Annotated in this window: 24 protein-coding genes and 1 tRNA gene; 5 read left to right on the top strand and 20 right to left on the bottom strand. The window is 50.1% G+C overall.

Annotated features, from left to right (window positions below; genetic code table 11):
• Positions 1–209: 209 nt before the first annotated feature.
• From H6A20_RS10970 to H6A20_RS10915, 12 genes are all read right to left on the bottom strand, one after another.
• Entirely contained in the window at positions 210–395 is a 186-nt protein-coding gene (locus tag H6A20_RS10970; RefSeq protein ID WP_204907166.1) for a hypothetical protein, read from the bottom strand.
• Positions 385–729, bottom strand: a complete 345-nt coding sequence (locus tag H6A20_RS10965) for a hypothetical protein (RefSeq protein ID WP_204907165.1) — start codon at positions 727–729, stop codon at positions 385–387. The genes H6A20_RS10970 and H6A20_RS10965 overlap by 11 nt, the downstream gene beginning before the upstream one ends.
• Positions 730–809: 80 nt before the next feature.
• The gene (locus H6A20_RS10960) at positions 810–1079 is read right to left on the bottom strand and encodes a hypothetical protein (protein WP_204907164.1); all 270 of its coding nucleotides are present in this window, start codon (positions 1077–1079) and stop codon (positions 810–812) included.
• A 418-nt stretch (positions 1080–1497) separates the two neighbouring features.
• Entirely contained in the window at positions 1498–2913 is a 1416-nt protein-coding gene (locus H6A20_RS10955) for a helix-turn-helix domain-containing protein (RefSeq protein WP_204907163.1), read from the bottom strand.
• Positions 2910–3137 carry a helix-turn-helix domain-containing protein gene (locus tag H6A20_RS10950; RefSeq protein ID WP_176792557.1) on the bottom strand — a complete coding sequence of 76 codons (228 nt, stop codon included), beginning with the start codon at positions 3135–3137 and terminating at the stop codon, positions 2910–2912. Before H6A20_RS10950 ends, H6A20_RS10955 begins: the two co-directional genes overlap by 4 nt.
• 252 nt (positions 3138–3389) lie before the next feature.
• The gene (locus H6A20_RS10945; protein ID WP_204907162.1) at positions 3390–3566 is read right to left on the bottom strand and encodes a helix-turn-helix domain-containing protein; all 177 of its coding nucleotides are present in this window, start codon (positions 3564–3566) and stop codon (positions 3390–3392) included.
• Between the two features lie 303 nt (positions 3567–3869).
• Positions 3870–3941 (bottom strand) — tRNA-Arg (locus tag H6A20_RS10940).
• Between the two features lie 336 nt (positions 3942–4277).
• A complete protein-coding gene (locus H6A20_RS10935) occupies positions 4278–5153 on the bottom strand; it encodes a DUF3881 family protein (protein WP_204907161.1) in 876 nt (291 codons plus the stop codon).
• 9 nt (positions 5154–5162) lie between these two features.
• Positions 5163–6449: a serine--tRNA ligase gene (serS, locus tag H6A20_RS10930; RefSeq protein ID WP_204907160.1), complete on the bottom strand. Its 1287-nt coding sequence runs from the start codon at positions 6447–6449 to the stop codon at positions 5163–5165.
• Positions 6450–6470: 21 nt separating this feature from the next.
• Complete coding sequence (locus tag H6A20_RS10925; RefSeq protein WP_204907159.1) at positions 6471–7028, bottom strand: DUF4446 family protein; 558 nt, start codon at positions 7026–7028, stop codon at positions 6471–6473.
• Positions 7028–7945: a ParB/RepB/Spo0J family partition protein gene (locus H6A20_RS10920; RefSeq protein WP_204907158.1), complete on the bottom strand. Its 918-nt coding sequence runs from the start codon at positions 7943–7945 to the stop codon at positions 7028–7030. The genes H6A20_RS10925 and H6A20_RS10920 overlap by 1 nt, the downstream gene beginning before the upstream one ends.
• A gap of 25 nt (positions 7946–7970) precedes the next feature.
• Positions 7971–8732 (bottom strand): ParA family protein, encoded by a 762-nt coding sequence (locus H6A20_RS10915; RefSeq protein ID WP_204907157.1) that lies wholly within the window; start codon positions 8730–8732, stop codon positions 7971–7973.
• A gap of 316 nt (positions 8733–9048) precedes the next feature.
• Here H6A20_RS10915 and H6A20_RS10910 point away from each other — a divergent pair, with 316 nt between their 5' ends.
• Complete coding sequence (locus H6A20_RS10910) at positions 9049–9888, top strand: alpha/beta fold hydrolase (RefSeq protein WP_243426210.1); 840 nt, start codon at positions 9049–9051, stop codon at positions 9886–9888.
• Positions 9889–9924: 36 nt separating this feature from the next.
• Here H6A20_RS10910 and rsmG read toward each other — a convergent pair whose 3' ends face one another.
• From rsmG to rpmH, 8 genes are all read right to left on the bottom strand, one after another.
• Complete coding sequence (gene rsmG, locus H6A20_RS10905) at positions 9925–10641, bottom strand: 16S rRNA (guanine(527)-N(7))-methyltransferase RsmG (protein ID WP_204907155.1); 717 nt, start codon at positions 10639–10641, stop codon at positions 9925–9927.
• 8 nt (positions 10642–10649) lie between these two features.
• Entirely contained in the window at positions 10650–12572 is a 1923-nt protein-coding gene (gene mnmG, locus H6A20_RS10900) for a tRNA uridine-5-carboxymethylaminomethyl(34) synthesis enzyme MnmG (protein ID WP_204907154.1), read from the bottom strand.
• Positions 12538–13935 carry a tRNA uridine-5-carboxymethylaminomethyl(34) synthesis GTPase MnmE gene (gene mnmE, locus H6A20_RS10895; RefSeq protein ID WP_204907153.1) on the bottom strand — a complete coding sequence of 466 codons (1398 nt, stop codon included), beginning with the start codon at positions 13933–13935 and terminating at the stop codon, positions 12538–12540. Before mnmE ends, mnmG begins: the two co-directional genes overlap by 35 nt.
• An 86-nt stretch (positions 13936–14021) precedes the next feature.
• Entirely contained in the window at positions 14022–14882 is an 861-nt protein-coding gene (jag, locus tag H6A20_RS10890; protein ID WP_204907152.1) for an RNA-binding cell elongation regulator Jag/EloR, read from the bottom strand.
• A gap of 66 nt (positions 14883–14948) precedes the next feature.
• Positions 14949–16022, bottom strand: a complete 1074-nt coding sequence (locus H6A20_RS10885) for a YidC/Oxa1 family membrane protein insertase (RefSeq protein WP_204907151.1) — start codon at positions 16020–16022, stop codon at positions 14949–14951.
• A gap of 39 nt (positions 16023–16061) precedes the next feature.
• The gene (yidD, locus tag H6A20_RS10880) at positions 16062–16274 is read right to left on the bottom strand and encodes a membrane protein insertion efficiency factor YidD (protein WP_204907150.1); all 213 of its coding nucleotides are present in this window, start codon (positions 16272–16274) and stop codon (positions 16062–16064) included.
• Positions 16275–16299: 25 nt separating this feature from the next.
• A complete protein-coding gene (gene rnpA, locus H6A20_RS10875) occupies positions 16300–16644 on the bottom strand; it encodes a ribonuclease P protein component (protein WP_204907149.1) in 345 nt (114 codons plus the stop codon).
• Between the two features lie 46 nt (positions 16645–16690).
• Positions 16691–16825: a 50S ribosomal protein L34 gene (gene rpmH / locus H6A20_RS10870; RefSeq protein ID WP_101695292.1), complete on the bottom strand. Its 135-nt coding sequence runs from the start codon at positions 16823–16825 to the stop codon at positions 16691–16693.
• A 373-nt stretch (positions 16826–17198) separates the two neighbouring features.
• Between rpmH and dnaA the strand changes: the two genes are divergently transcribed.
• From dnaA to recF, 4 genes are all read left to right on the top strand, one after another.
• Positions 17199–18572: a chromosomal replication initiator protein DnaA gene (dnaA, locus tag H6A20_RS10865; protein ID WP_204907148.1), complete on the top strand. Its 1374-nt coding sequence runs from the start codon at positions 17199–17201 to the stop codon at positions 18570–18572.
• 209 nt (positions 18573–18781) lie between these two features.
• Positions 18782–19888, top strand: coding sequence for a DNA polymerase III subunit beta (dnaN, locus tag H6A20_RS10860; RefSeq protein WP_204907147.1), 1107 nt, complete (start codon positions 18782–18784; stop codon positions 19886–19888).
• An 11-nt stretch (positions 19889–19899) separates the two neighbouring features.
• Positions 19900–20109 (top strand): RNA-binding S4 domain-containing protein, encoded by a 210-nt coding sequence (locus H6A20_RS10855; RefSeq protein ID WP_204907146.1) that lies wholly within the window; start codon positions 19900–19902, stop codon positions 20107–20109.
• Positions 20099–21196 carry a DNA replication/repair protein RecF gene (gene recF, locus H6A20_RS10850; protein ID WP_204907145.1) on the top strand — a complete coding sequence of 366 codons (1098 nt, stop codon included), beginning with the start codon at positions 20099–20101 and terminating at the stop codon, positions 21194–21196. Before H6A20_RS10855 ends, recF begins: the two co-directional genes overlap by 11 nt.
• Position 21197: the final 1 nt, after the last annotated feature.

The following is a 21197-nucleotide window of genomic DNA, read 5'->3' as shown; positions in this document are numbered from 1 at the left end:
GCCGCCATGCAAAGCGTCAGCAAACCTGCAAGTATTTTTCGCTTCATGATTGTTTCCTCCTTGTCAAATAAGATTGTTTATCCTTTGGTGTAAGCAAAGGATAGAAGGGGCGCCCCTTCTAAAAATTTTTCCTGCCGGCTGCCCGGGACAGGTTTTGCATGAATCCCCGCCCGCAGGCGCTTTTGCCGGTTTTGTTTTATCTCTCAGCCTTATTTCCCGGCCGCCGCCTTTTTCCGCCTGCAGTCCAGTATTCCCAGTACGCCGCAGGAGACCAGCAGAACGATATAGACGGCGTTTTGCCCTTTATCGCACTGGAGCGCTCTGCGGGAGAGCGGCGCCCTGCATTTCGGACAGAATTTCACGCTTGGGGCCGGCCGCTGTTCCTTACACAGCATAATGCCGGTCCTGCACGAAACAGCGGCGGTTGATCATCAGCTCGTTCTCAAGGTACTGGGCGACCATATCGGCTACGGCGGTCACCGCCCGTTCCTCTCCCTTGGCCGACAGGCCGGGACAGGGATCACGTACGGAAACCGTCAGTCCGGTTCCCGTGTCGCATATCTCCGCCGAAAGGCTGAAGGTGCTGACGTTCCCGTAAACCGAAAGCCGGGCGACCACCGCGCCGCTTTCATTCTTCCAGTATTCCGCCCCCTCCGCGTCCAGCACATCGTAAACAGCCATCTGCACATACCGCCGGACATAGGGAAGGAGCCTTTTCACTTGACACATTCCGTTTCTCTCCTTTCGTTTTAATCGCCATACAGAGCGGAGAACTTCTCCTGCACATCACCGCAGTGCCGACCCATCAGTCACACGGCAAGATTCCGAAAAGCAGTATCATTTTGCTTTGACATTCCATCGCAGGGGCGGCGCAGTGAAATCGTCAGTTCAGTTCCAAACGCTTTTTCCTCCGCCGTTATGGAAAGGGAGACGTCTGTTCCGTCTGCTCTGCATTCGGCAATAATCTTTCCCGGCGCTTCCTCCCCAAAAGCAATCCCTTCCTGCCGCAGCATACCATACACCGAGCGCAGGACATAGGAGCGCACATAGGGAAGTTCTCTTTGAACGTATTCCATCATTTCTTTTCCTCCTGAATTTTTGGGGAATCGTGGCGGACGCCGGGAAGAAGTAGATTCCTAAGTCCTCATTTTAGGTGAAAAGAGGCCGGATTGTCTATGCGTAACCCCCGCCAATCGTATCAAAACAGGTGGCGGTGAACCGCCATTTTTCAAAAAACCGATGGCGGTCAACCGCCACTTGTGCATATTATATAAATCAAAGCAACTATTTTGAGGCTTTATATATGCACAACTTCTAATCGTTCCAAGTAGGGGATGAGGTGTGCTTTTCGTTCCTGATTTTTCCTTTCCCGGATGCCGAATGGCGTAAATTTCATTTTTCAAGTGGGGAAAACGATATTTTTCATCAGGACAATTCGTTACCGCACACAAAAACACCCTGCCTCTCCTGAGAGAAAGCAGGGTGTCAGCCAGTATGTTAATCGTTGCGGTAAAGCAGGTACATAGTGATGCGGGATTTTGCGCCCGTCTTTTCGTACAGGGCGGAGATATGCCGTTCCACCGTCCGCTTGGAAAGGAACAGGCAGTCGGCTATCTCCTGGGCGCTGCTGTCCGAGGAAATCATCTGGGAAAATACATCCCATTCCCGTTCGGTCAGCCCGTATTTTGCGATGAACGCCTCCCTGCGCTCTTCGTCCGACTTTTGGGAAGCAGGCGGCTCCTTGGGTTCTTTGACGGCGTTCATGCGGGCGGTATACACAGCCATAACAACGCTGACCGCCACGAACAGCACCAGGGCGATGGCAATGGCGGCCAGGCTGTTGCCGGTGGACAGCAGCGCCACCGATCCGCTGGCGATCAGGGCGGCGCTCACGTTATTCATGGCGCGGCCCATGCCCGCCCACAGCGACGGCAGGCGCATATGCCGGGAAAGCTCCATAAAGCCCGCTGTGAAAAAGACAACGAAAAAGCCCGAGGACAGGTAAAAGACCACCAGTCCAATCAGGAACGGAGCGCCCAGGTTCAGTACCACAATGGACAGAACCGACATCATCATCACGCAGTACATAATAAGCCCCATATACTTCCGCTTACGGATATCGAAGACAAAGCCTGCGGCGAGGCCGCTGAATGCCAGCAGCAGGCGGGGCCACTGCCCGATATCCGTCCCGCCCGCATGGCGGAGGGTCACGGCATTGTCCAGTGTGCTGAACACGCAGGCCATCAGCACTACCAGCAGCGCCAGCATAATGCCCGCCGTCCGTTTTTTCCGGGTGAGGGAAATGTCTGTTTCTGATTTTGAGGACAAAGCCGCAGTCTCCGTCATTTCGATGCGGCTTTGGCCGGCCTGTCTCGTTCGGATGACCAGCAGGCTCAGAGCCGCCAGGAATACCGAAAGAAACGCCGCCTCCGCAACCTCCAGGTTGACAAGGTTGTTGTTTGCATACTGGAGCAGAATTCCCAGAGCGTAGGCGATCCCCGCCAGCCGTGCCAATGCATTGTCGCCGTCTATGGTGACGGAAGCCAGATAGTGGACGGCGCTGCCGAAAACGCCCAGCAGCAGAAACAGCACCATCCCGGCTGCCATAGTCACCTCATAGGAGATATGCTGCTGAACAATGAAGGTACAGATAATCGCACCCAGCGCCAGGATAAAGGTCAGTCCGCTTTTATAGCGCCTTCCAACCCAGCGTTCCATGGCCGGATACAGGAAAAAGCCGACGGCGCTGGCGCCCAGCGCATAGTTCTGGGCAATGACGGTTTTCCCTTCCGTCACCGACAGGGAGATCATATTGACAAACAGATATTCCGCACCTAAAAAGACAAAAGTGAAAATGCCGACCAAAAGGATAAAGTGAATCGCCGGCTTGTTAAAAACAAAATGATGTTTCATATGTTTTCACCCCCGTCCTCGGGTTCTTTTACGATCTCAACCACATCGCCGATGTCGCAATCCAGAGTCAGGCAGATCCGTTCCAGTACGGAAAGAGCCACATATTCACCCCTGTCCATCTTCGCCATAGTAGAGGGGGCAATCCCTGTCATTTTCGACAAAGCAGAAGGCTTTATCTTTTTATCTATCAGCAGCTTCCAAAGCTTATTGTACTGAACCGCCATTTTGTTCACCTCATAAACAGAATATATTTATTATAGCAGAAACAATTTGATAAGTCGAGCTTTAATTTGACTTGTCAAAATATTTTATGAGAAAAACATTAACAGAGGAATAACAGCAAATAGTCTGTGTTTTCTCTTTCTGCTGTATTCTCTCTTAAAGTGGGTACTTCAAGGCGGGTCAAAATGAACCGCCCCTCAGTCCACTGTTTAGGCATAGTTCTCCCTTGGCGGACGAGATTTGTTTTTTTCGGCTCACAGCAGATAGTATCGATTGGAGGTCGCACTGCCGTTTTCACGGCAGTGCGGCTCCTTTCGTATCAGTCCGGCTTTCTCTAAATCCTTGACGGCTCGTTTAACAGTGGAACGGGAGAGTGAGAGGTGGGAGGCGATAGTGTTTAGCCCCGGCCACGCCTTTCGCTCCTTATCCATATGTAATTGATATTGTATCGGCTTCCAGATGAACCTCTGAAAAATGTGCAGTCCGCATACCACGCTTTTACCATGTTTTACTATTTTAAATACAGGCTGACATTTAACTGAGCACTGTTATTAGCTGATCTGCCTGGAAAAAAATTATTAGCCACAAAGCTTTTTTATTAGCCAGATCCGCTAATTTTTGACAGTGTATTAGCTGGATTTTCATCCCATTCAGGGTAATTTTCTTCTTCAGAAAATGAGATAAGCGGGTAATTATTAAAGCCTTTCCAGCTAATAATTCCCGCTTATATCTACCGTCTCGTATAGGAATCGAACCTATAATTGAGTCTTAGGAGGACCCTGTTATATCCATTTAACTAACGAGACATTCTCTGATTTTTTGGCTTAAACACTGGGTTTTCAGCCTCTCGGTCAGATAGCCGATTCTATGGTAACAGCCTTTTTCAATGCTGATAACCAACAATTTTTTTGATCCCTTTGACACTTGAGCAAACACCTTTTTCTTGTCTCCGCTCCGTTCAAATGGTTTCCGTACCGGATCCGATTTGATCCTTTTTCTGCTTCTGTCCTGTTTCCTCAGGTGTTCGCTTAGCAAACACTTAGGAGGGATCCGTAATATCCATTTTACTAAGGGAACATAACGGTGTTTCTTCCGTACTAAGATATTTTACCATCTCGCACGGTCAAAATCAACCGTTAATTTCAGAAATTGATGCGGCCCTGCAGCCAGATATCCGCCTTGAACCGGCGTCCCTTCGCAGGTTCGCCGAACACGTCGCGCACAGGCACGCACACGTCGAACTCCAGCTCATTGACATCCAGCTTCATGATATAGAGCTCCTCGCCAGTCTCCTGGTTCTCTGTCGTATGTACGTTAAGGATCTCCCCCAGGATGGAGTACCGGTCGCACTCCACCCCGCAGGGCATGAAATAGGTGTCCACAATACTGAACACATCCTCTGTCACAAGCCGCTTTGACACTTTGGAATAGATATCAATGTCATCCAGGGTCAGGCTCTCCATCGCAGTCTGGTCGCCGTTTCTGGCCGCGCTTAACAGCATCATCCGGTTGCGCGACTCCTCCCGGCTTCTTCGCTGTGCCTCCCGGCTCTTGCGCACGGGGAGGAGCACCATGCCGGACTCGCACAGACCGGCAAGCGTCACGGAACTGAAGTTCACGCCGTCGCCGGCAAGCTGCCTCTCCCGGATGTACTCCACCGTGTTCTGCAGGTGGAAGATGAGGCTCACCCCCACCTTCATATCCTCGCAGATCCCCACATAGGCTTCCCTGTCCATCCGCTTCTCCACAACGATATCCGCATAGGAGGAGATGCCGCTTCCGATGAAGTAGGGATAGTAGTACTGCCGGTAAAAATGCTCCCGCACGTCCATATCCCCGCACACGGCCACGCCGATCCCGGGGCCGCACTCTCTCTGATACTCGCAGAAATCCGCCTCCTCGTCCAGGGCCGTCAGCTCGTGGCATGTATAGTTCTTCTCAACCGATGATAAAAACTCGTTTAACTCTCTTCTTGACCGGATCCGGCCAAACCCAATAGATCGTAAATATCTGTGCATCTGTCACCTTTATTTTTTCTTTTCCAGCTTCTCCTTGCCGCCCATGTACGGACGAAGCACTTCCGGAATACGCACGGAACCGTCCGCCTGCAGGTTGTTCTCCAGGAAGGCGATCAGCATTCTCGGAGGAGCAACAACCGTGTTATTCAGTGTGTGTGCGAAATATTTGCCCTCGGCTCCCTTTACGCGGATGCCAAGTCTTCTCGCCTGCGCGTCTCCTAAGTTGGAGCAGCTTCCTACTTCAAAATACTTCTTCTGGCGCGGGGACCATGCCTCCACGTCGCAGGATTTTACCTTCAGGTCTGCCAGATCTCCGGAGCAGCACTCCAGCGTGCGGACCGGGATGTCCAGGGAGCGGAACAGATCCACTGTGTTCTGCCACAGCTTGTCGTACCACATCATGCTGTCCTCAGGCTTGCAGACAACGATCATCTCCTGCTTCTCAAACTGATGGATCCTGTACACGCCTCTCTCCTCGATGCCGTGGGCTCCCTTCTCTTTCCGGAAGCAGGGAGAGTAGGATGTCAGCGTCTGGGGAAGCTGCTCCTCTTCCAGCATGGTGTCGATGAACTTGCCGATCATGGAATGCTCGCTCGTTCCGATCAGGTACAGGTCCTCGCCCTCGATCTTGTACATCATGGAATCCATCTCCGCAAAGCTCATTACGCCCGTCACCACATTGCTGCGGATCATAAAGGGCGGAACGCAGTACGTAAAGCCTCTGTCGATCATGAAATCACGCGCGTACGCAAGCACAGCGGAGTGAAGTCTCGCGATGTCCCCCATCAGGTAGTAGAACCCGTTTCCTGCCACTCTTCCGGCGCTCTCCAGATCGATGCCGTTAAAGCTCTCCATGATATCCGTGTGGTAGGGAATTTCAAACTCCGGCACAACAGGCTCGCCGAACTTCTCGATCTCCACATTCTCTGAGTCGTCCTTTCCGATGGGTACGGACGGATCGATGATGTTGGGGATGGTCATCATGTTCTTTTTGATCTTCGCCTCAACTTCCTTCTCCTCCGCGGACAGGCTCTCCACTCTGTCGGCGTTTGCCTGCACCTGTTTTTTCAGTTCCTCGGCCTCCTCTTTCTTTCCCTGGGCCATGCAGGCGCCGATCTCTTTGGAGATCTTGTTTCTCTCCGCACGCAGCGCCTCTACCTCCTGTTTGATCTCGCGGTTTCTCTTGTCGAGCTCCAGAACCTCGTCTACAAGCGGAAGCTTCTCGTCCTGAAATTTCTTTTTGATGTTCTCTTTTACGACATCCGGGTTGTTTCTGACAAATTTGATATCAAGCATTTTTTCCACCTCATCCTTTTTTTACTTGTTTCCCTGTTTTCTGCTTTCCTTTGTATCCTTCGCCTCCATGCTGTAGGCCTCGCTGAAGATCGCGCGGTCAAGCGCTTCCGTCTCTTCCTCTGCCAGTTCCACGTAGCTCTCTCCCTTGACGATCTCCTTAATATATGTGTAGCAGCCTTCCCTGCTGTGCATGGCGTTGATCACCCAGCCGCTGTTGTTTCCATCCAGCATGGCCAGTGCAAAACTGAGCTTTCCGCCCATCTCGTTAAACGCGTCGTACTTGACAATGCCGACTTTCTTGAAGTCTTTCTCCATCTTCCGCCAGATGTCCTTCACATCCTGCCGGTTCTGCCGTGTCAGCTTCGCGAGTCCCTCGATCTCCGCGAACTTCGCGGCAAAGCTCTCTTCCAGAGTCTTTCCATCTTTTCCTTTCATAAACGAATTGTAACTGTTTTTCAGCCGGTCGTACTTCATGCTCACATTTACGTAGAGCACAAACAGGGCAATGATCAGTACCAGCAGAAACAGAAATATAAATGCCGGATCTATGCCCAGTTTCGCTAAAATCGCACTCTCCATTAAATCTGCTCTCCTTTTCCTATGGACATTATCATATCGAACATACGTTCTAATTCCTTGTCTGAATAATACTCGATCTCGATCTTTCCTTTCCCTTTCCCCTTTGCCGAGACGTGTACTTTTGTTCCAAGCACTTCCTTCATCCGGTTTTCCAGGTCTTCGTAGACAAAGGCGTTCTCGATCTTCTTCTTTTCCTTCTGCTTCTTCGGATTTTTCAGATCCTTGATCAGCTTCTCTGTCTCGCGGACGCTGAGCTTCTCGTCAAAGATCCTGTTGGCAAGCGCATACTGCTGTTCCGGATCGTCGATAGCCAGAAGCGCCCTCGCATGACCCGTGCTGATCATGTCATCGATGATCATCTGCTGCACTCTCCCGTCAAGCTTCAGAAGGCGCATGGAATTGGTAACAGCCGTCCTGCTCTTGGACACCCGCTCCGCCACCTCATCCTGCTTGAGGTTGAACTCCTCCAGCAGCTTCTTAAACGCCATCGCTTCCTCGATCGGGTTTAAGTTTTCCCTCTGGATGTTCTCTATGAGGGCAATCTCCAGGATCTCCTGCTGGTTATAATCCTTGATGATGACAGGAACTTCTTTCACACCGGCCATCTTGGCGGCGCGCCATCTCCTCTCTCCGGCGATGATCTCATAGTAATCGTCCCGCTTTCTGACGATCAGCGGCTGCAGCACTCCGTACTGTTTGATGGAGTCTGCCAGCTCCAGAAGCGCGTCCTCCTCAAAGTTCCGTCTCGGCTGCTCCCGGTTCGGTTCGACCAGACTGATCTTCATCATCTGTTCGCCGGTTCCCGCCTTTTCAGCTGTGTCAGCCTTTTTTGACTTCTCAGGCTGTGCAGACTGGGATGTGTTCTTTTCCGGGATAAGACTGTCAAGTCCTTTTCCGAGCCCCTTTCTCTTTACCATACTTATTCCTCCACCTCTTCCTTTGCTACTCTTTTTCTATCACTTCGTCAGCCAGAAGCCGGTAACTCTCGGCTCCCGAAGATTTCGTGTCGTACAGATTGATCGGCATGCCATAGCTCGGCGCTTCTGCAAGACGGATATTTCGCGGTATGATCGTCTTGTAGATATTCTGGTTCAGATTGTCCTTCACATTCTCAACCACCTGGAGAGAAAGGTTGGTCCTCGCGTCATACATCGTGAACACAACGCCCTCGATCTCAAGCCGTTCGTTCAGTCTCTCCTTTACGAGCTCAATCGTATGTATAAGCTGACTCAATCCCTCCAGCGCATAGTATTCGCACTGTATGGGGACAAGGACGGAATCTGCTGTAGTCATGGCATTGATCGTCAGCATACTCAGAGAAGGCGGGCAGTCAATGATAATGAAATCGTACTGATCTCTGATCTTGTCTACCTCATTCTTTATGATATATTCTTTATTCTCAATGCCGATCAGCTCGATTTCTGCTGCGGAAAGATCAATATTTGTGGGAAGTACGTCAAGATTATCCAGTACCTCTTTGCACAGTATATCTTCCACCCCGGCCTCGCCAATAATGAGATCATATACTGTCTTTTCAACTTCATTTTTGTCCACGCCAAGGCCACTGGTCATGTTTCCCTGCGGATCCATATCAATTGCGAGAACTTTCTTCCCTTTTTCCGCAAGACATGCTGAAAGGTTAATGGCAGTTGTTGTCTTACCTACGCCGCCCTTCTGGTTGGCTATTGCTATAATTCTTCCCATTTCTTTTCATTCACCTTTCTCTATAGTCATATATAAGTATAACACCTTTCATTTTCTTATTCCACTGAATGTTTCACGTGAAACATATTTTTTCTGTTTTTCATAAATGTTTCACGTGAAACATTTATCTTTTATATATATTTCTTTAGTTATCCGCCCATATGTGGTAAACTATAGGTAACTCATCAGAAAGGTGGTATGGATTATGAGTTGGAAAAAAGCTCTTACAATAGGAACTCTTCTCACCGGTGCAACAGCAGTCGGCATACACCTGCTCAATAAGGCAATTTATCTTTCAGCAGTAGCGGAACATCTGTTGAAACCGTCTGCAGAAACATACTATGACTGGAAATTCGGAAAAGTATATTATACGAAACGGGGCGAAGGCGCGCCCCTGCTCCTCATCCATGACTTGAATACATACAGCAGCGGCTATGAATGGCATGCGCTGACTGAAAAACTGGCAAAAAAGAGGACCATCTACACGCTGGACCTGATCGGCTGCGGGCGCTCTGAAAAGCCAAATCTGACATACACCAATTATCTCTATGTACAGCTTATAAATGATTTTATAAAAAATGTAGTAAAGGATAGCTGCGATGTGGTTGCCACAGGTGATTCCTGTCCTCTTGTTCTCGGAGCATGTCAGAGCGGGGAATCTTCCATAAAGAGTATCTCTATGATAAATCCGGAGGATATTCATAAAGTGGCACATATTCCGACATACAGAAGCCGGATCCTGACAAAGCTGATCCTTCTTCCACTCGCAGGTACTCTCCTCTATAACATACTTATGAGGAAGGAAAATATAGAAACAGCTCTGAAGGGAGCGTTCTTCGACAAAAACAAGATCAGTCAAAGCCTGGTCCAGACATACTATGAGACCGCACACTGCGGAAATGCCTCCTCAAAGTATCTCTTTTCCAGCATCTGCGGCAATTATCTCACCGCAAATGTGATGCTGTACCTGAAGGATCTGTCAAACAGCATCTATATTATCACAGGCTGCGATGAGAAGAAGCAGAACGATGCGGAGGAATATAAAAAAGTCCTTCCGTCTGTCGAAATCTTTCATCTGGAAGAGAGCGGGTACTATCCGCATCTTGAGACACCGGATGCGCTGCTGGAACAGCTCTCCATCTGTCTTGACCTTTAATATACCTTTTCTATTTACAGAAAGAACCTCTGCACATCAGTGCAGAGGTTCTTTTGATGGAAGCCCGGCCTTCCGCGGAAACTTTCCGGGCGTCTTCTTTACTTTTCTGATCTTTACGAGAGATCTTCCGATATCCGTTCCGGGAAGCGTAAATTTCTCGACAGTTTCAATCTTCCCTCCAAGAAGGCTCACTGCCTTTTTGGATGCATCCAGTTCTTCCTCGATCTCACCGGATTTGTAGGGAATGAAATATCCGTTTTCCTTCACGTAGGGAAGACAGTACTCGGATAATGTTGCGAGATTCGCCACTGCCCGGGAAACACAGAGATCATAAGTTTCTCTGTACTCCTTCTTTTTTGCAAAATCCTCCGCCCGGCCATGCAGAAGCTCTACGTCTGCCAACTGAAGTTCTTCTGCCACATGTCCCAGGAAGCGGATCCTCTTATTCAGTGAATCAAGGAGCGTCACATGGAGATGAGGAAACACGATCTTTAAAGGAATTCCCGGAAATCCGGCGCCTGTCCCGATATCAATGACCCGGTCCGTCCCGGAGAGGTCCAGCACCCTGACAACTGCCAGACTGTCAAGAAAATGCTTTTCATTCACCTCATCATAGTCTGTGATCCCTGTAAGGTTCATAACCTTATTCCACTCTACCAGAAGTTCAAAGTACCGGTCAAACTGCCTCTGCATCTCATCTGTCAGTGTAATGCCGAATGCACTCATTCTCTCACACAGTTTCTTCTCAATCATAGTTTCTCCTATCTTCTGAACTGCTCCATATAGACGAGCAGCACGGATATATCTGCAGGGGAGACGCCGGAAATGCGGGAAGCCTGGCCAACCGATACGGGGCGGTATGCTTTCAGCTTCTGCAGCGCCTCGAGCCGCAGGCTCTTTACCTGATCGTAGTCAATGTCTTCAGGAATTTTCCTGCTCTCCATCTTCCTGAACTGCTCAACCTGTCTTTTCTGCCGCTCGATATATCCTTTATATTTTATATTTATGTTAACTTGTTCCTGTACCTCTTCTCCGAGCCAGCCAGGGAAAACAGGTCTGTCCTTATCAACAGGAGCCAGCTTCTCATAGGAAAGTTCGGGCCTGCGTATGAGTTCCGCAAGATTGATCCCCGACGTGAGCGCTGTGCTCTTGTACTTCTCAAGAAGCTCCTGCACGTCAGATGACGTTCCCACATAGGTCTTTTCCAGGCGCTGCGTCTCCTCAAGGATCAGCTTCTCCTTTTCCAGAAGCCTCTGGTAGCGCGCCTCGCTGATCAGGCCGACCTCATAGCCGATCTTCGTAAGTCTCTGATCTGCGTTGTCCTGCCGAAGCAGCAGCCTGTACTCGGCTCTCGAAGTCATCATGCGGTAAGGCTCGTGGCTTTCTTTTGTCACGAGATCGTCGATCAGCACGCCGATGTACGCCTGGGACCGGTCCAGTACGATCCCCTCTTTTCCCTGCAGCTTTCTCGCCGCATTGATGCCGGCCACCAGCCCCTGGGCCGCCGCCTCCTCATAGCCGGAACTGCCGTTAAACTGGCCCCCGCTGAAGAGTCCGTCTATATTCCTGAATTCCAGCGTAGGCCGAAGCTGTCTGGCGTCGATGCAGTCGTACTCGATGGCGTAGGCGTTCCGCACGATCTTTGCATGTTCAAGACCCGGCACTGTGCGGTACATCTCATACTGCACATCTTCCGGAAGGGAGCTGGACATGCCGCCGATGTACATTTCGTTCGTCTCAAGCCCCTCCGGCTCGATGAATACCTGGTGCCGCTTCTTATCGGCAAATTTGACAACCTTATCCTCAATGGACGGGCAGTACCGGGGCCCTGTCCCCTCGATCATGCCGGAAAAGAGAGGGGATCTGTCCAGGTTCTTCCGTATGATCTCGTGGGTTTTCTCATTTGTGTAGGTGAGCCAGCAGGAAACCTGCTCCTTCTGGATCTGTTCAGGATCCGTGGCAAAAGAAAACGGAACGATCCTCTCGTCTCCCTTCTGCTCCTCCATCCGGCTGAAATCCACCGTCCGCCTGTCGATCCTGGCCGGCGTGCCTGTCTTGAACCGGTACATCTGTATTCCCAGTTCTCTGAGAGAATCTGTCAGATGGTTGGCCGCCTGCAGCCCGTTGGGCCCTGTCTCCATGCTCACATCCCCGTAGACGCATCTGGCGCGCAGGTACGTGCCTGTACACAGGACGACCGCCCTGCAGCGGTAGATGCCGCCGGAGCAGATCTGCACCCCTGTGATCTTCTTTCTGCCCTCTGTTTCTTCCGTCAGGAGGTTGACTACCTCCGCCTGCTTGATGTCCAGATTTTCCTGCTCCTCCAGCACCCGGCGCATGGTCCTGCTGTAGAGGGACTTGTCCGCCTGGGCGCGCAGGGAGTGCACAGCCGGTCCCTTGGACTGGTTGAGCATCTTGGACTGGATAAACGTCCGGTCGATCACCTTGCCCATCTCCCCGCCCAGGGCGTCCACCTCCCTTACGAGATGTCCCTTGGAACTTCCCCCTATGTTCGGATTGCAGGGCATCAGGGCGATGCTCTCCACGCTGACTGTAAAGATGACTGTGCGAAGGCCGAGCCTTGCGCAGGCAAGAGCCGCCTCACAGCCGGCATGTCCGGCGCCTATGACCGCCACATCATACCCGTCTCTATTTTCCCATACAGAATTTGCTGAAAATTTCATTGACAAGATCCTCCCCTGCCGTATCTCCTGTTATACTTCCAAGCGACTCGTAGGCGTCCATCAGATCGATGGAATAGAAATCCTCCGGCATGCCTCCCTCTATGCTCTCCACGACTTTTTCCAGGCTTTCAAGCGCGCTCTCAAGCGCGTGCTTCTGCCTGGCGCTCGTGATGTAGATCTCGCTGTTAAAGGAGATCTCCCCGTGGTAAAACATATCCTTCAGCGTCTGTTCCAGGAGGTCCATGCCTTCCTCCTCCTTGGCGGACACCGGGACGATGGGAATGCCGCTCATGTTGTTTTCCCCGCAGATGCGTCTTATATCCTCCTCATCTGTCTTTCTGGCAAGATCTGTCTTGTTGAGCAGGATCACGCACTTCTTTTCCTTTATAAGATGAAAGATCTCCCTGTCATTTTCGTCCAGGGGAAGGGAGGAGTCTGCGACATAGAGAATGAGATCCGCCTCCTGCGCATGGCTCATGGCCCGGTCCACACCGATCTTCTCCACTGCATCGCTCGTATCCCGGATGCCGGCCGTATCCATGATATTAAGAGAGATCCCCTGCAGGTTTATATGTTCCTGCAGCACGTCTCTCGTCGTGCCCGCTATATCTGTGACGATCGCTCTCTCCTCACCGAGGAGGAAATTCAGGATGGAGGACTTTCCTGCATTTGGCTTTCCGACGATCACCGTCCGGATGCCTTCCCGCATCACGCGCCCGTCGTCGGCGGAATCGATCAGTTGCCGTATCTCTCCCATCAGGCTTACCACTTCCTGCTTCAGCGTATCGCCGTACCCGTCTACGCTGATGTGTTCCGGATCATCCAGTGCCGATTCAATAAAAGCAGTATTGTAAAGTATTTTATTTCTAATTTCACTTATTTTTTTCTTCACGCTTCCTCTTAACTGGTGAAGAGAACTTTTCAGGGCATAGTCATTCTGGGACTGTATGACATCGATCACAGCCTCCGCCTGGCTGAGATCCATCTTTCCGTTGAGGAAAGCCCGCCTGGTGAACTCGCCTGGCTGCGCCGGACGGGCGCCATGTTTCAGACATGCATCCAGCACCTTTTTCAGGACATAGACCCCTCCGTGGCAGTTGATCTCTACCGTGTCTTCCCCGGTAAAAGTACGGGGCCCGCGCATGAGCATGACGAGCACTTCGTCTATCGTCTCCCCCGCCTGTTCAATAAAGCCGTAGTGGATCGTATGTGTCTTCTGCTGCGCCAGCTTCTTCCCGTTTTTCCCCCGGTATATGCAGTCTGCGATCTCAAAGGCATCCGGGCCGCTCATGCGCACGATGCCGATCCCGGCCTCTGTCACCGCTGTCGAGATAGCTGCGATGGTCTGACTTTCCTGTACCATGGTTCTCTCCTTTCTGCTTTCTCTTCCCCGATTTTATAAAAGGCAGAGGTTGTAGCCTCTGCCTCCTTCCGCGCCGGTCTCCGGCATTATCTTCTCACCAGTGTCACAACAACGCGGCGGTACGGTTCTTCTCCCTCGCTGTGTGTTGTCACGCTTCTGTCCCCCTGCAGGGCGGAGTGGATGATCCTTCTCTCATAGGGATTCATCGGTTCAAGAGTGACCGGTCTTCTTGTTCTCTTTACCTTATGTGCAATATTTCTTGCAAGATTCTCAAGTGTCTCCTGCCGTCTCTTTCTGTAATCCTCTGTGTCAAGCTTGACCCTCACGTACCCGGACTGCATCTTGTTGGCTACGCGGTTTGTGAGATACTGAAGGGAATCCAGGGTCTGTCCCCTCTTTCCGATCAGGATCCCCATGTCATCTCCGGACATATTGATGGAGAGAGCTCCCTCCTCATCGATCTCGGAATGGAGTTCCACTTCCATGTGCATGGCTGTAAGTACATTGTGAAGGAATGTCTCGCACTCCCTGACTGTAGCCTCCTCCACTTTTGCAAGCTCTGTCTCGCGGCGGGGCTCCTTCTTCTCTTCCTGCACAGCCTCTTTCCTGCTCTCATGCTTTATTTCTTTCTTCGGCTGCTTCTTTTTCTCCGGTCTCTTTGTCTCTTTGTGCTCTTCCTTCACTTCCAGGGTGATGTCCTGCGGGACTGCCTCTTTTACAAGTTCCTCCGCGATCTCATCCACAGTCTCCTCTTCCGGCTCTTCTTTTCTCCAGGCCCGGATCACAGCCTGCTTCATGCCAAAGCCGAGAAATCCCGGTGTTCCCTTCTCGATCACATCGTATTCCAGCCTGTCGCTTGTCACGCCGAGCTGTACGAGCGCTTCCGTGATCGCGTCGTCCAGTGTTTTTGCCGATACTGTGATCTCCTCTTTGCGTCTGCCTTCCATGTTTGTTTCCCTCCCTATATCCATTTCAAGGGACTCTTCCCTGATGAAAAAGTCCCTTTTTATCCTTTAATTATTTTCGTTGTATTTTTTTACAAGATTCGCCTTTGCGGCAAGACTTCCCTCTTTTGCTGTGTTCTGGCTTGTTGCAGCCTTCTTCAGCTTCTCTTCTTTTTCCTTGTCTGTCTGAACGGACGTCTTGGCCCTGCTCTGGATGCTTCTTGTATTCGTCTGCGCCATGGCGTTGATCTTCTCGGCCCTCTCGCCGCGCTTCTCCCGCTTCTTTGCAGCCTTCTCCTTATTCTTCTCAATCAGGTCCTCTACGGAGATCTGCCTTAAATGCCTGTTGATGAACAACTGCTGGAGACATCTCACGACCGCGCTGACGATCCAGTAGATACCAAGACCTGCCGGAAGCGTTACAACGACGAACAGGGAGAAAAGAGGCATGGTCACATTCATGGTCCTCATGGTGCTGTACATCGGATTATCCTTGTCCATAGCCTGTCCGGAGATGGACTGGGAAAGCTTCATGCTCAGATACTGGGTTCCCACGGAAATGGCCGGAAGGGCGATGGCTGTGGCGATCAGAAGGGCCACGGACACGCCGAACTGCTCCGAGATCTGCGCTCTCTCCGTAAACATCTGGATCGGGGAGAGGGAGATATCCGGGATCGTCAGGAACTTCTGCACGTCTGCCGGCGCATCTTTGATGGCGGGAACATAGTTCTCGATCTGGTATACGACCGGATAGAGCGAAAACAGAAGCACCATCTGCAGGAGCATCGGAAGACATCCACCCGCCATGGACGTGCCGTACTTATCGTACACCTGCTGCATCTCTTCCTGCATCCTCATCTGAGATGCCTGGTCTCTTTTATTTTTATATTTCTTCTGGATTGCCTGAAGCTCCGGGTTCATAACCGAAGTCATCTTGGATGTCCTCTGCTGCTTGATCGTCAGCGGCATCATGATCATGTACACAAGGATCGTGTACAGTATGATGGACAGTCCCACAAGACCTACGTCTGAGGGAAGAATCTTATCCAGCATCTCGTAGATAAAATTCATAACGATACCGAGCAGCTCCGCGATCTGTCCGATGATCGGCCAGTTGGCGGCTGTCAATACTACACCTTCCATATTATCTTTTCCTCCGTTTGTGCGATTGGATCAAAAAAGCTACGGGACCGGATCGTAGCCTCCTTTGGCAAATGGATTGCAGCGGAGGATCCTCCATACGGCCAGCAGTCCTCCCTTAAGGGCTCCGTACTTTTCAATGGCCTCCACCGCATACTGGGAGCATGTCGGAAAATAGATACATGTGGAATGTCCCTTGAGGGGGGACAGATATTTCTGGTAAATCTTTACCATGCCGATCAGGATCTTTTTCACGAAACATCACTCCGCTTTATCTCTTTTAAAGATTTATATTTATCATCCCGTGAAGACGTCCCAGATGGAGAAGAGCGCTCTCTATCTCGCGGTAGCCTTTTCCTTTTGCGGATACCCTTGCGATCACAACGATATCCCTGCCGCACGGAAACATCTCCTCATTCAGACGATAACTTTCGCGTATCAATCTTGTCAGACGGTGCCTGACAATGCTGTTGCCAACCTTTTTGCTGACGGAAACGCCGAGACGGTTCTTTCCGAGTCCGTTTTCCATCTCATACATGACAAGCAGGCGGTTGGCGGCTGATCTTCCATTTTTGTATACCTGCTGAAACTCTCTGTTCTTTTTCAGCGACTCAGAATATTTCATTCCCATACCTTAATTTTAAGAGAAGAAAAGGCCACATATATGCGGCCTACGCTGATAATCTCTTTCTTCCTTTTGCTCTTCTGGCAGCAAGTACTTTTCTTCCGCCTGCTGTGCTCATTCTGGATCTGAATCCGTGAACTTTTGCCCTCTGTCTCTTCTTTGGCTGGAATGTCATTTTCATAGATATCCACCTCCTTATATTTTACACAGGATACTCCCGCTCTTTTTCTTAGACATCAGTTTTGATTATATGCAATAAACAGCGTGAAGTCAAGCAAAACCTGCTATTTTCCTCTTCTATATGTTTCATTTCTTTTCCACATTTCTGTGATGCATATATAATATAGAAGAAAAGTTATCAACAAAATGTGGATATCTCTTCTGTTTTATGTGGATAAAAAACTTTTTTTATCCTCTTTCCGGCCTATTTCAGGGTTTCCCCTTTTCCACAAGTTATCCACCTTGATTTTTCATTGCCTAATACCCTTTTTTGATGTAAAATAGATAAGAATAAGCATATGAAAGAATACAGGTTAGATTAGGAGTTATTCAAGATGAACGTCGTAGAAGAAAAATGGTCTGACATACTGGATCATCTCAGAGTGGAGCATGAACTTCTGAATGTATCCTTCGAGACATGGATCAAACCCCTGAAAGTATATAAGGTGACGGAAGACACGGTCTACATCCTTGTCTCAAACGCAAGTGTGGAATACATCAACAAGAAATACCGCCTTCCTCTCAAGGTATCCATTGGCGAGGTCACGGGAAAGGAATACGAAGTGGTCCTTGTCTCTGAAGACGACGATAAGCTGGACGATATCATGGAGATGGCTCCTGCGTCTTCCGAGAAAAGACGCACAAAGACGGCTGCCCAGAATGCGGGACTCAACCCGAAGTATACCTTTGACACCTTTGTCGTGGGAGGCAACAACAGCTTTGCCCACGCCGCCTCCTTAGCTGTGGCGGAATCTCCGGGACAGGTCTACAATCCTCTCTTCCTGTACGGGGGTGTGGGACTGGGAAAGACCCATCTCATGCATTCTGTGGCTCATTTTATACTGGATAAAGACCCGAAAAGGAAAGTGCTGTATGTGACAAGCGAGACTTTCACCAACGAACTGATCCAGGCTCTGAAAAATCCAAAGGAAAATTCCATGGCCGAGTTCCGGGACAAGTACCGGAACAACGATGTCCTCCTCATCGACGACATCCAGTTCATCATAGGAAAAGAAAGTACGCAGGAAGAATTTTTCCACACATTCAACCATCTCCACACAGCCGGCAAGCAGATCATCATCTCGAGCGACCGCCCTCCAAAGGACATTGAGACGCTGGAGGCAAGGCTCCTCACCCGGTTTGAGTGGGGACTGATCGCCGATATTTCCGCGCCGGACTACGAGACAAGGATGGCGATCCTGCAGAAAAAGATCGAGATGGACTCCCTGCAGAAATATCACATTTCAAATGAAGTCCTTCAGTATATCGCTTCAAATGTTAAAAACAACATACGTGAGCTGGAAGGCTCTCTGAATAAGCTGATCGCCCTCTACAAACTGCAAAATGACAGGGAGGAGATCGACATTCCTCTCGCTGCGGAGGCTCTCAAGGATCTCATCTCCTCCCAGGAAAAGAGGACGGTGACGCCGGAGCTGATCCTGGATGTGGTATCCGAACACTTCGGCATCAGCATCGCGGATCTGAAGAGCAGCAAAAGGACCGCAGAGATCGCAGTTCCAAGGCAGATCTTCATGTATCTGTGCCGCACCCTTACAAGCGTGTCCATGAAGGAGATGGGCATCGTTCTCGGAGGAAAAGACCACTCCACCATCAACCACGGCATCAAAAAGATCCAGACAGAGATCCAAAAGAATGAAATCCTGAGCAATACGGTTGATATCATAAAGAAGAAAATCAATCCACTGTAGGATGTGGATACATTGTGGATAATAAATTTTTTCCACCTGTTTCAACAGGCCATTCACTTTAAATCCACAGACTTATGAAATGGGGAATCCCTCAGAAACAAAGGGGATGCATGGGTTTTCCACATTATCCCGTCCCCTACTACGGTTAAGACGGAAAATATATTATATATGTATTTATAAAAAACGCGCGAAAGGAGATATACACAGCCATGAAAATAATCTGTCATAAATCTGAACTGGTAAAGGGAGTTGGAATTGTATCCAAGGCAGTTCCTTCCAAGACGACCATGCCGATCCTCGAGTGCATCCTCATCGATGCGACGCTTGATATCATCAGACTGACCGCCAATGATATGGAGCTTGGCATTCAGACAGAGATCGGGGGAGATATCAGGGAACACGGTATGATCGCCATTGACGCGAGAATGTTTTCCGAGATCGTGAGGAAGCTTCCCGACAACGATATCGTTATCGAGACGGATGAGAAAGATCAGGTTATCATTACCTGTGAAAAGGCAAAATTCGATATCATGGGGAGATCCGGCGAAGATTTCGCCTACCTGCCGGTGATCGAGAAGACGGAGACTGTCACGGTCTCCCAGTTTACCCTGAAAGAAGTGATCCGCCAGACGATCTTTTCCATTGCGGACAATGAGAGCAACAAGCTGATGACAGGAGAACTTTTCGAGATAAGAAACGGGATCCTGCGCGTCGTATCTCTTGACGGGCACCGCATCTCCATCCGCAAGATCGAGCTGAAAGGAGAGTGCGGGGACCACAAGATCGTCGTTCCGGGCAAGACGCTGAACGAGATCAGCAAGATCCTCTCCGGGGAGGCAGAGAGCGAAGTATGCATGTACTTCACGGGAAATCATATTGTCTTTGAATTTGACCGCACCGTAGTTGTATCCCGCCTGATCGAGGGGGAGTATTTTAAGATAGACCAGATGCTTTCCAGCGATTATGAGACAAAGGTGAGGATCAACAAGAGAGATCTGTTAAACTGTATAGACAGGGCAACCCTTCTTGTAAAAGAGGGGGACAAGAAGCCGATCATCATCACCATAGGGGACGATGTGATGGAGCTTCGCATCCGCTCCCAGTTCGGATCCATGGATGAGGAGATCATGATCAGCAAGGAAGGAAAGGATCTGATGATCGGTTTCAATCCGAAATTCCTCATCGACGCCCTGCGCGTCATTGACGATGAGGAGGTGGAGCTCTATCTCATGAACGCCAAGGCGCCCTGCTTTATCAAGGATGAGACGGAGAGCTATATCTACCTGATCCTTCCTGTGAATTTCAATGCGATCTAGGAGTGTGTGTGATGGAAGTTTTGCATCTCAGGGATGAGTATATCAAACTTGGCCAGGCGATGAAGGCGGCCGGCCTTGCCGGGTCCGGCGTGGAGGCAAAGGAAGTGATCCAGGACGGGCTTGTGAAGGTAAACGGACAGACGGATACAAGGCGGGGAAGAAAGCTGTACGCAGGAGATATCGTTTCATACAACGGGGAAGAGATCAGAATTGAAGATTAGATCGCTAAAACTGAAGGATTTCAGAAACTATGAACTGCTGCAGATTTCGCCCGGCGATTCTGTCAATATCTTTTACGGGAATAATGCCCAGGGAAAGACCAATATCCTGGAGTCCGTCTATCTGTGCGGCACCACGAAATCCCACAGGGGGACAAAGGACAGGGATATGATACGGTTCGGGCAGGATGAGGCCCACATAGAGGCGGATGTTGAGAAGAGGGGAATGAGCTATCAGATCGACATCCACCTGAAGAAGAACAGTCCGAAAGGGATAGCAGTCAACAAGATGCCCATCCGCAGGGCGAGCGAACTGTTCGGTATTGTCAACATCGTATTTTTTTCTCCGGAGGATCTGAACATTATAAAAAACGGTCCCTCCGAGAGAAGAAGATTTATAGATCTGGAGCTTTCCCAGCTCGACAAAGTATATCTCAGCAATCTTTCCAACTACAACCGGATCGTGAATCAGAGGAATCATCTTCTGAAGGAGCTGGCCCGCAGGGAAGAAAAAGGAACAACCCTGGCAGATACGCTGGATGTGTGGGATATGCAGCTCGCCGGATACGGCGAGAAAATAAGAAAGGCAAGAAATAAATTTATTATACAAGTAAATGAAATTATTTCTGATATTCACAGCAGGCTGACCGGGGATAAGGAAAAGATCCAGGTGATCTACGAGCCGGATGCAAAGGATGAACCTCTCCTTGATGCGCTGAAGAGAGGAAGGGAGAGGGATCTTCGCATGCGCAGTACCGGATGCGGGCCCCACAGGGATGATATCTGTTTTCTGACGAACGGCATTGACATCCGCAGGTTCGGATCCCAGGGGCAGCAGCGCACGGCGGCCCTTTCTTTGAAACTGTCGGAGATAGAGCTTGTAAAGAGAGTGGCGAAAGATACGCCCATCCTGCTTCTTGACGACGTGCTGTCTGAGCTGGACAAACACAGGCAAAACTATCTGCTGGACAGCATTCACGATATACAGGCTCTCATCACCTGCACAGGGGTAGATGAATTCGTAAACCGCAGGTTTCGCGTAAATAAAGTATTTCATGTCCGGGAAGGGCATGTGACAATGGAGAACTAGG

The sequence above is a fragment of the Mordavella massiliensis genome (assembly GCF_016901695.1).
Taxonomy (GTDB): Bacteria; Bacillota; Clostridia; order Lachnospirales; family Lachnospiraceae; genus Claveliimonas; species Claveliimonas massiliensis_A.
The sequence above is the reverse complement of the archived record's forward strand: the minus strand, read 5'-3'. Positions and strand labels throughout refer to the sequence as shown.

Bases quoted from the DNA above. Each gene is read 5' to 3' on its own strand.
- H6A20_RS10970 (WP_204907166.1), bottom strand. From the start codon at position 395: ATGCTGTGTAAGGAACAGCGGCCGGCCCCAAGCGTGAAATTCTGTCCG.
- H6A20_RS10965 (WP_204907165.1), bottom strand. From the start codon at position 729: ATGTGTCAAGTGAAAAGGCTCCTTCCCTATGTCCGGCGGTATGTGCAG.
- H6A20_RS10960 (WP_204907164.1), bottom strand. From the start codon at position 1,079: ATGATGGAATACGTTCAAAGAGAACTTCCCTATGTGCGCTCCTATGTC.
- H6A20_RS10955 (WP_204907163.1), bottom strand. From the start codon at position 2,913: ATGAAACATCATTTTGTTTTTAACAAGCCGGCGATTCACTTTATCCTT.
- H6A20_RS10950 (WP_176792557.1), bottom strand. From the start codon at position 3,137: ATGGCGGTTCAGTACAATAAGCTTTGGAAGCTGCTGATAGATAAAAAG.
- H6A20_RS10945 (WP_204907162.1), bottom strand. From the start codon at position 3,566: ATGGATAAGGAGCGAAAGGCGTGGCCGGGGCTAAACACTATCGCCTCC.
- H6A20_RS10935 (WP_204907161.1), bottom strand. From the start codon at position 5,153: ATGCACAGATATTTACGATCTATTGGGTTTGGCCGGATCCGGTCAAGA.
- serS (WP_204907160.1), bottom strand. From the start codon at position 6,449: ATGCTTGATATCAAATTTGTCAGAAACAACCCGGATGTCGTAAAAGAG.
- H6A20_RS10925 (WP_204907159.1), bottom strand. From the start codon at position 7,028: ATGGAGAGTGCGATTTTAGCGAAACTGGGCATAGATCCGGCATTTATA.
- H6A20_RS10920 (WP_204907158.1), bottom strand. From the start codon at position 7,945: ATGGTAAAGAGAAAGGGGCTCGGAAAAGGACTTGACAGTCTTATCCCG.
- H6A20_RS10915 (WP_204907157.1), bottom strand. From the start codon at position 8,732: ATGGGAAGAATTATAGCAATAGCCAACCAGAAGGGCGGCGTAGGTAAG.
- rsmG (WP_204907155.1), bottom strand. From the start codon at position 10,641: ATGATTGAGAAGAAACTGTGTGAGAGAATGAGTGCATTCGGCATTACA.
- mnmG (WP_204907154.1), bottom strand. From the start codon at position 12,572: ATGAAATTTTCAGCAAATTCTGTATGGGAAAATAGAGACGGGTATGAT.
- mnmE (WP_204907153.1), bottom strand. From the start codon at position 13,935: ATGGTACAGGAAAGTCAGACCATCGCAGCTATCTCGACAGCGGTGACA.
- jag (WP_204907152.1), bottom strand. From the start codon at position 14,882: ATGGAAGGCAGACGCAAAGAGGAGATCACAGTATCGGCAAAAACACTG.
- H6A20_RS10885 (WP_204907151.1), bottom strand. From the start codon at position 16,022: ATGGAAGGTGTAGTATTGACAGCCGCCAACTGGCCGATCATCGGACAG.
- rnpA (WP_204907149.1), bottom strand. From the start codon at position 16,644: ATGAAATATTCTGAGTCGCTGAAAAAGAACAGAGAGTTTCAGCAGGTA.
- rpmH (WP_101695292.1), bottom strand. From the start codon at position 16,825: ATGAAAATGACATTCCAGCCAAAGAAGAGACAGAGGGCAAAAGTTCAC.
- dnaA (WP_204907148.1), top strand. From the start codon at position 17,199: ATGAACGTCGTAGAAGAAAAATGGTCTGACATACTGGATCATCTCAGA.
- dnaN (WP_204907147.1), top strand. From the start codon at position 18,782: ATGAAAATAATCTGTCATAAATCTGAACTGGTAAAGGGAGTTGGAATT.
- H6A20_RS10855 (WP_204907146.1), top strand. From the start codon at position 19,900: ATGGAAGTTTTGCATCTCAGGGATGAGTATATCAAACTTGGCCAGGCG.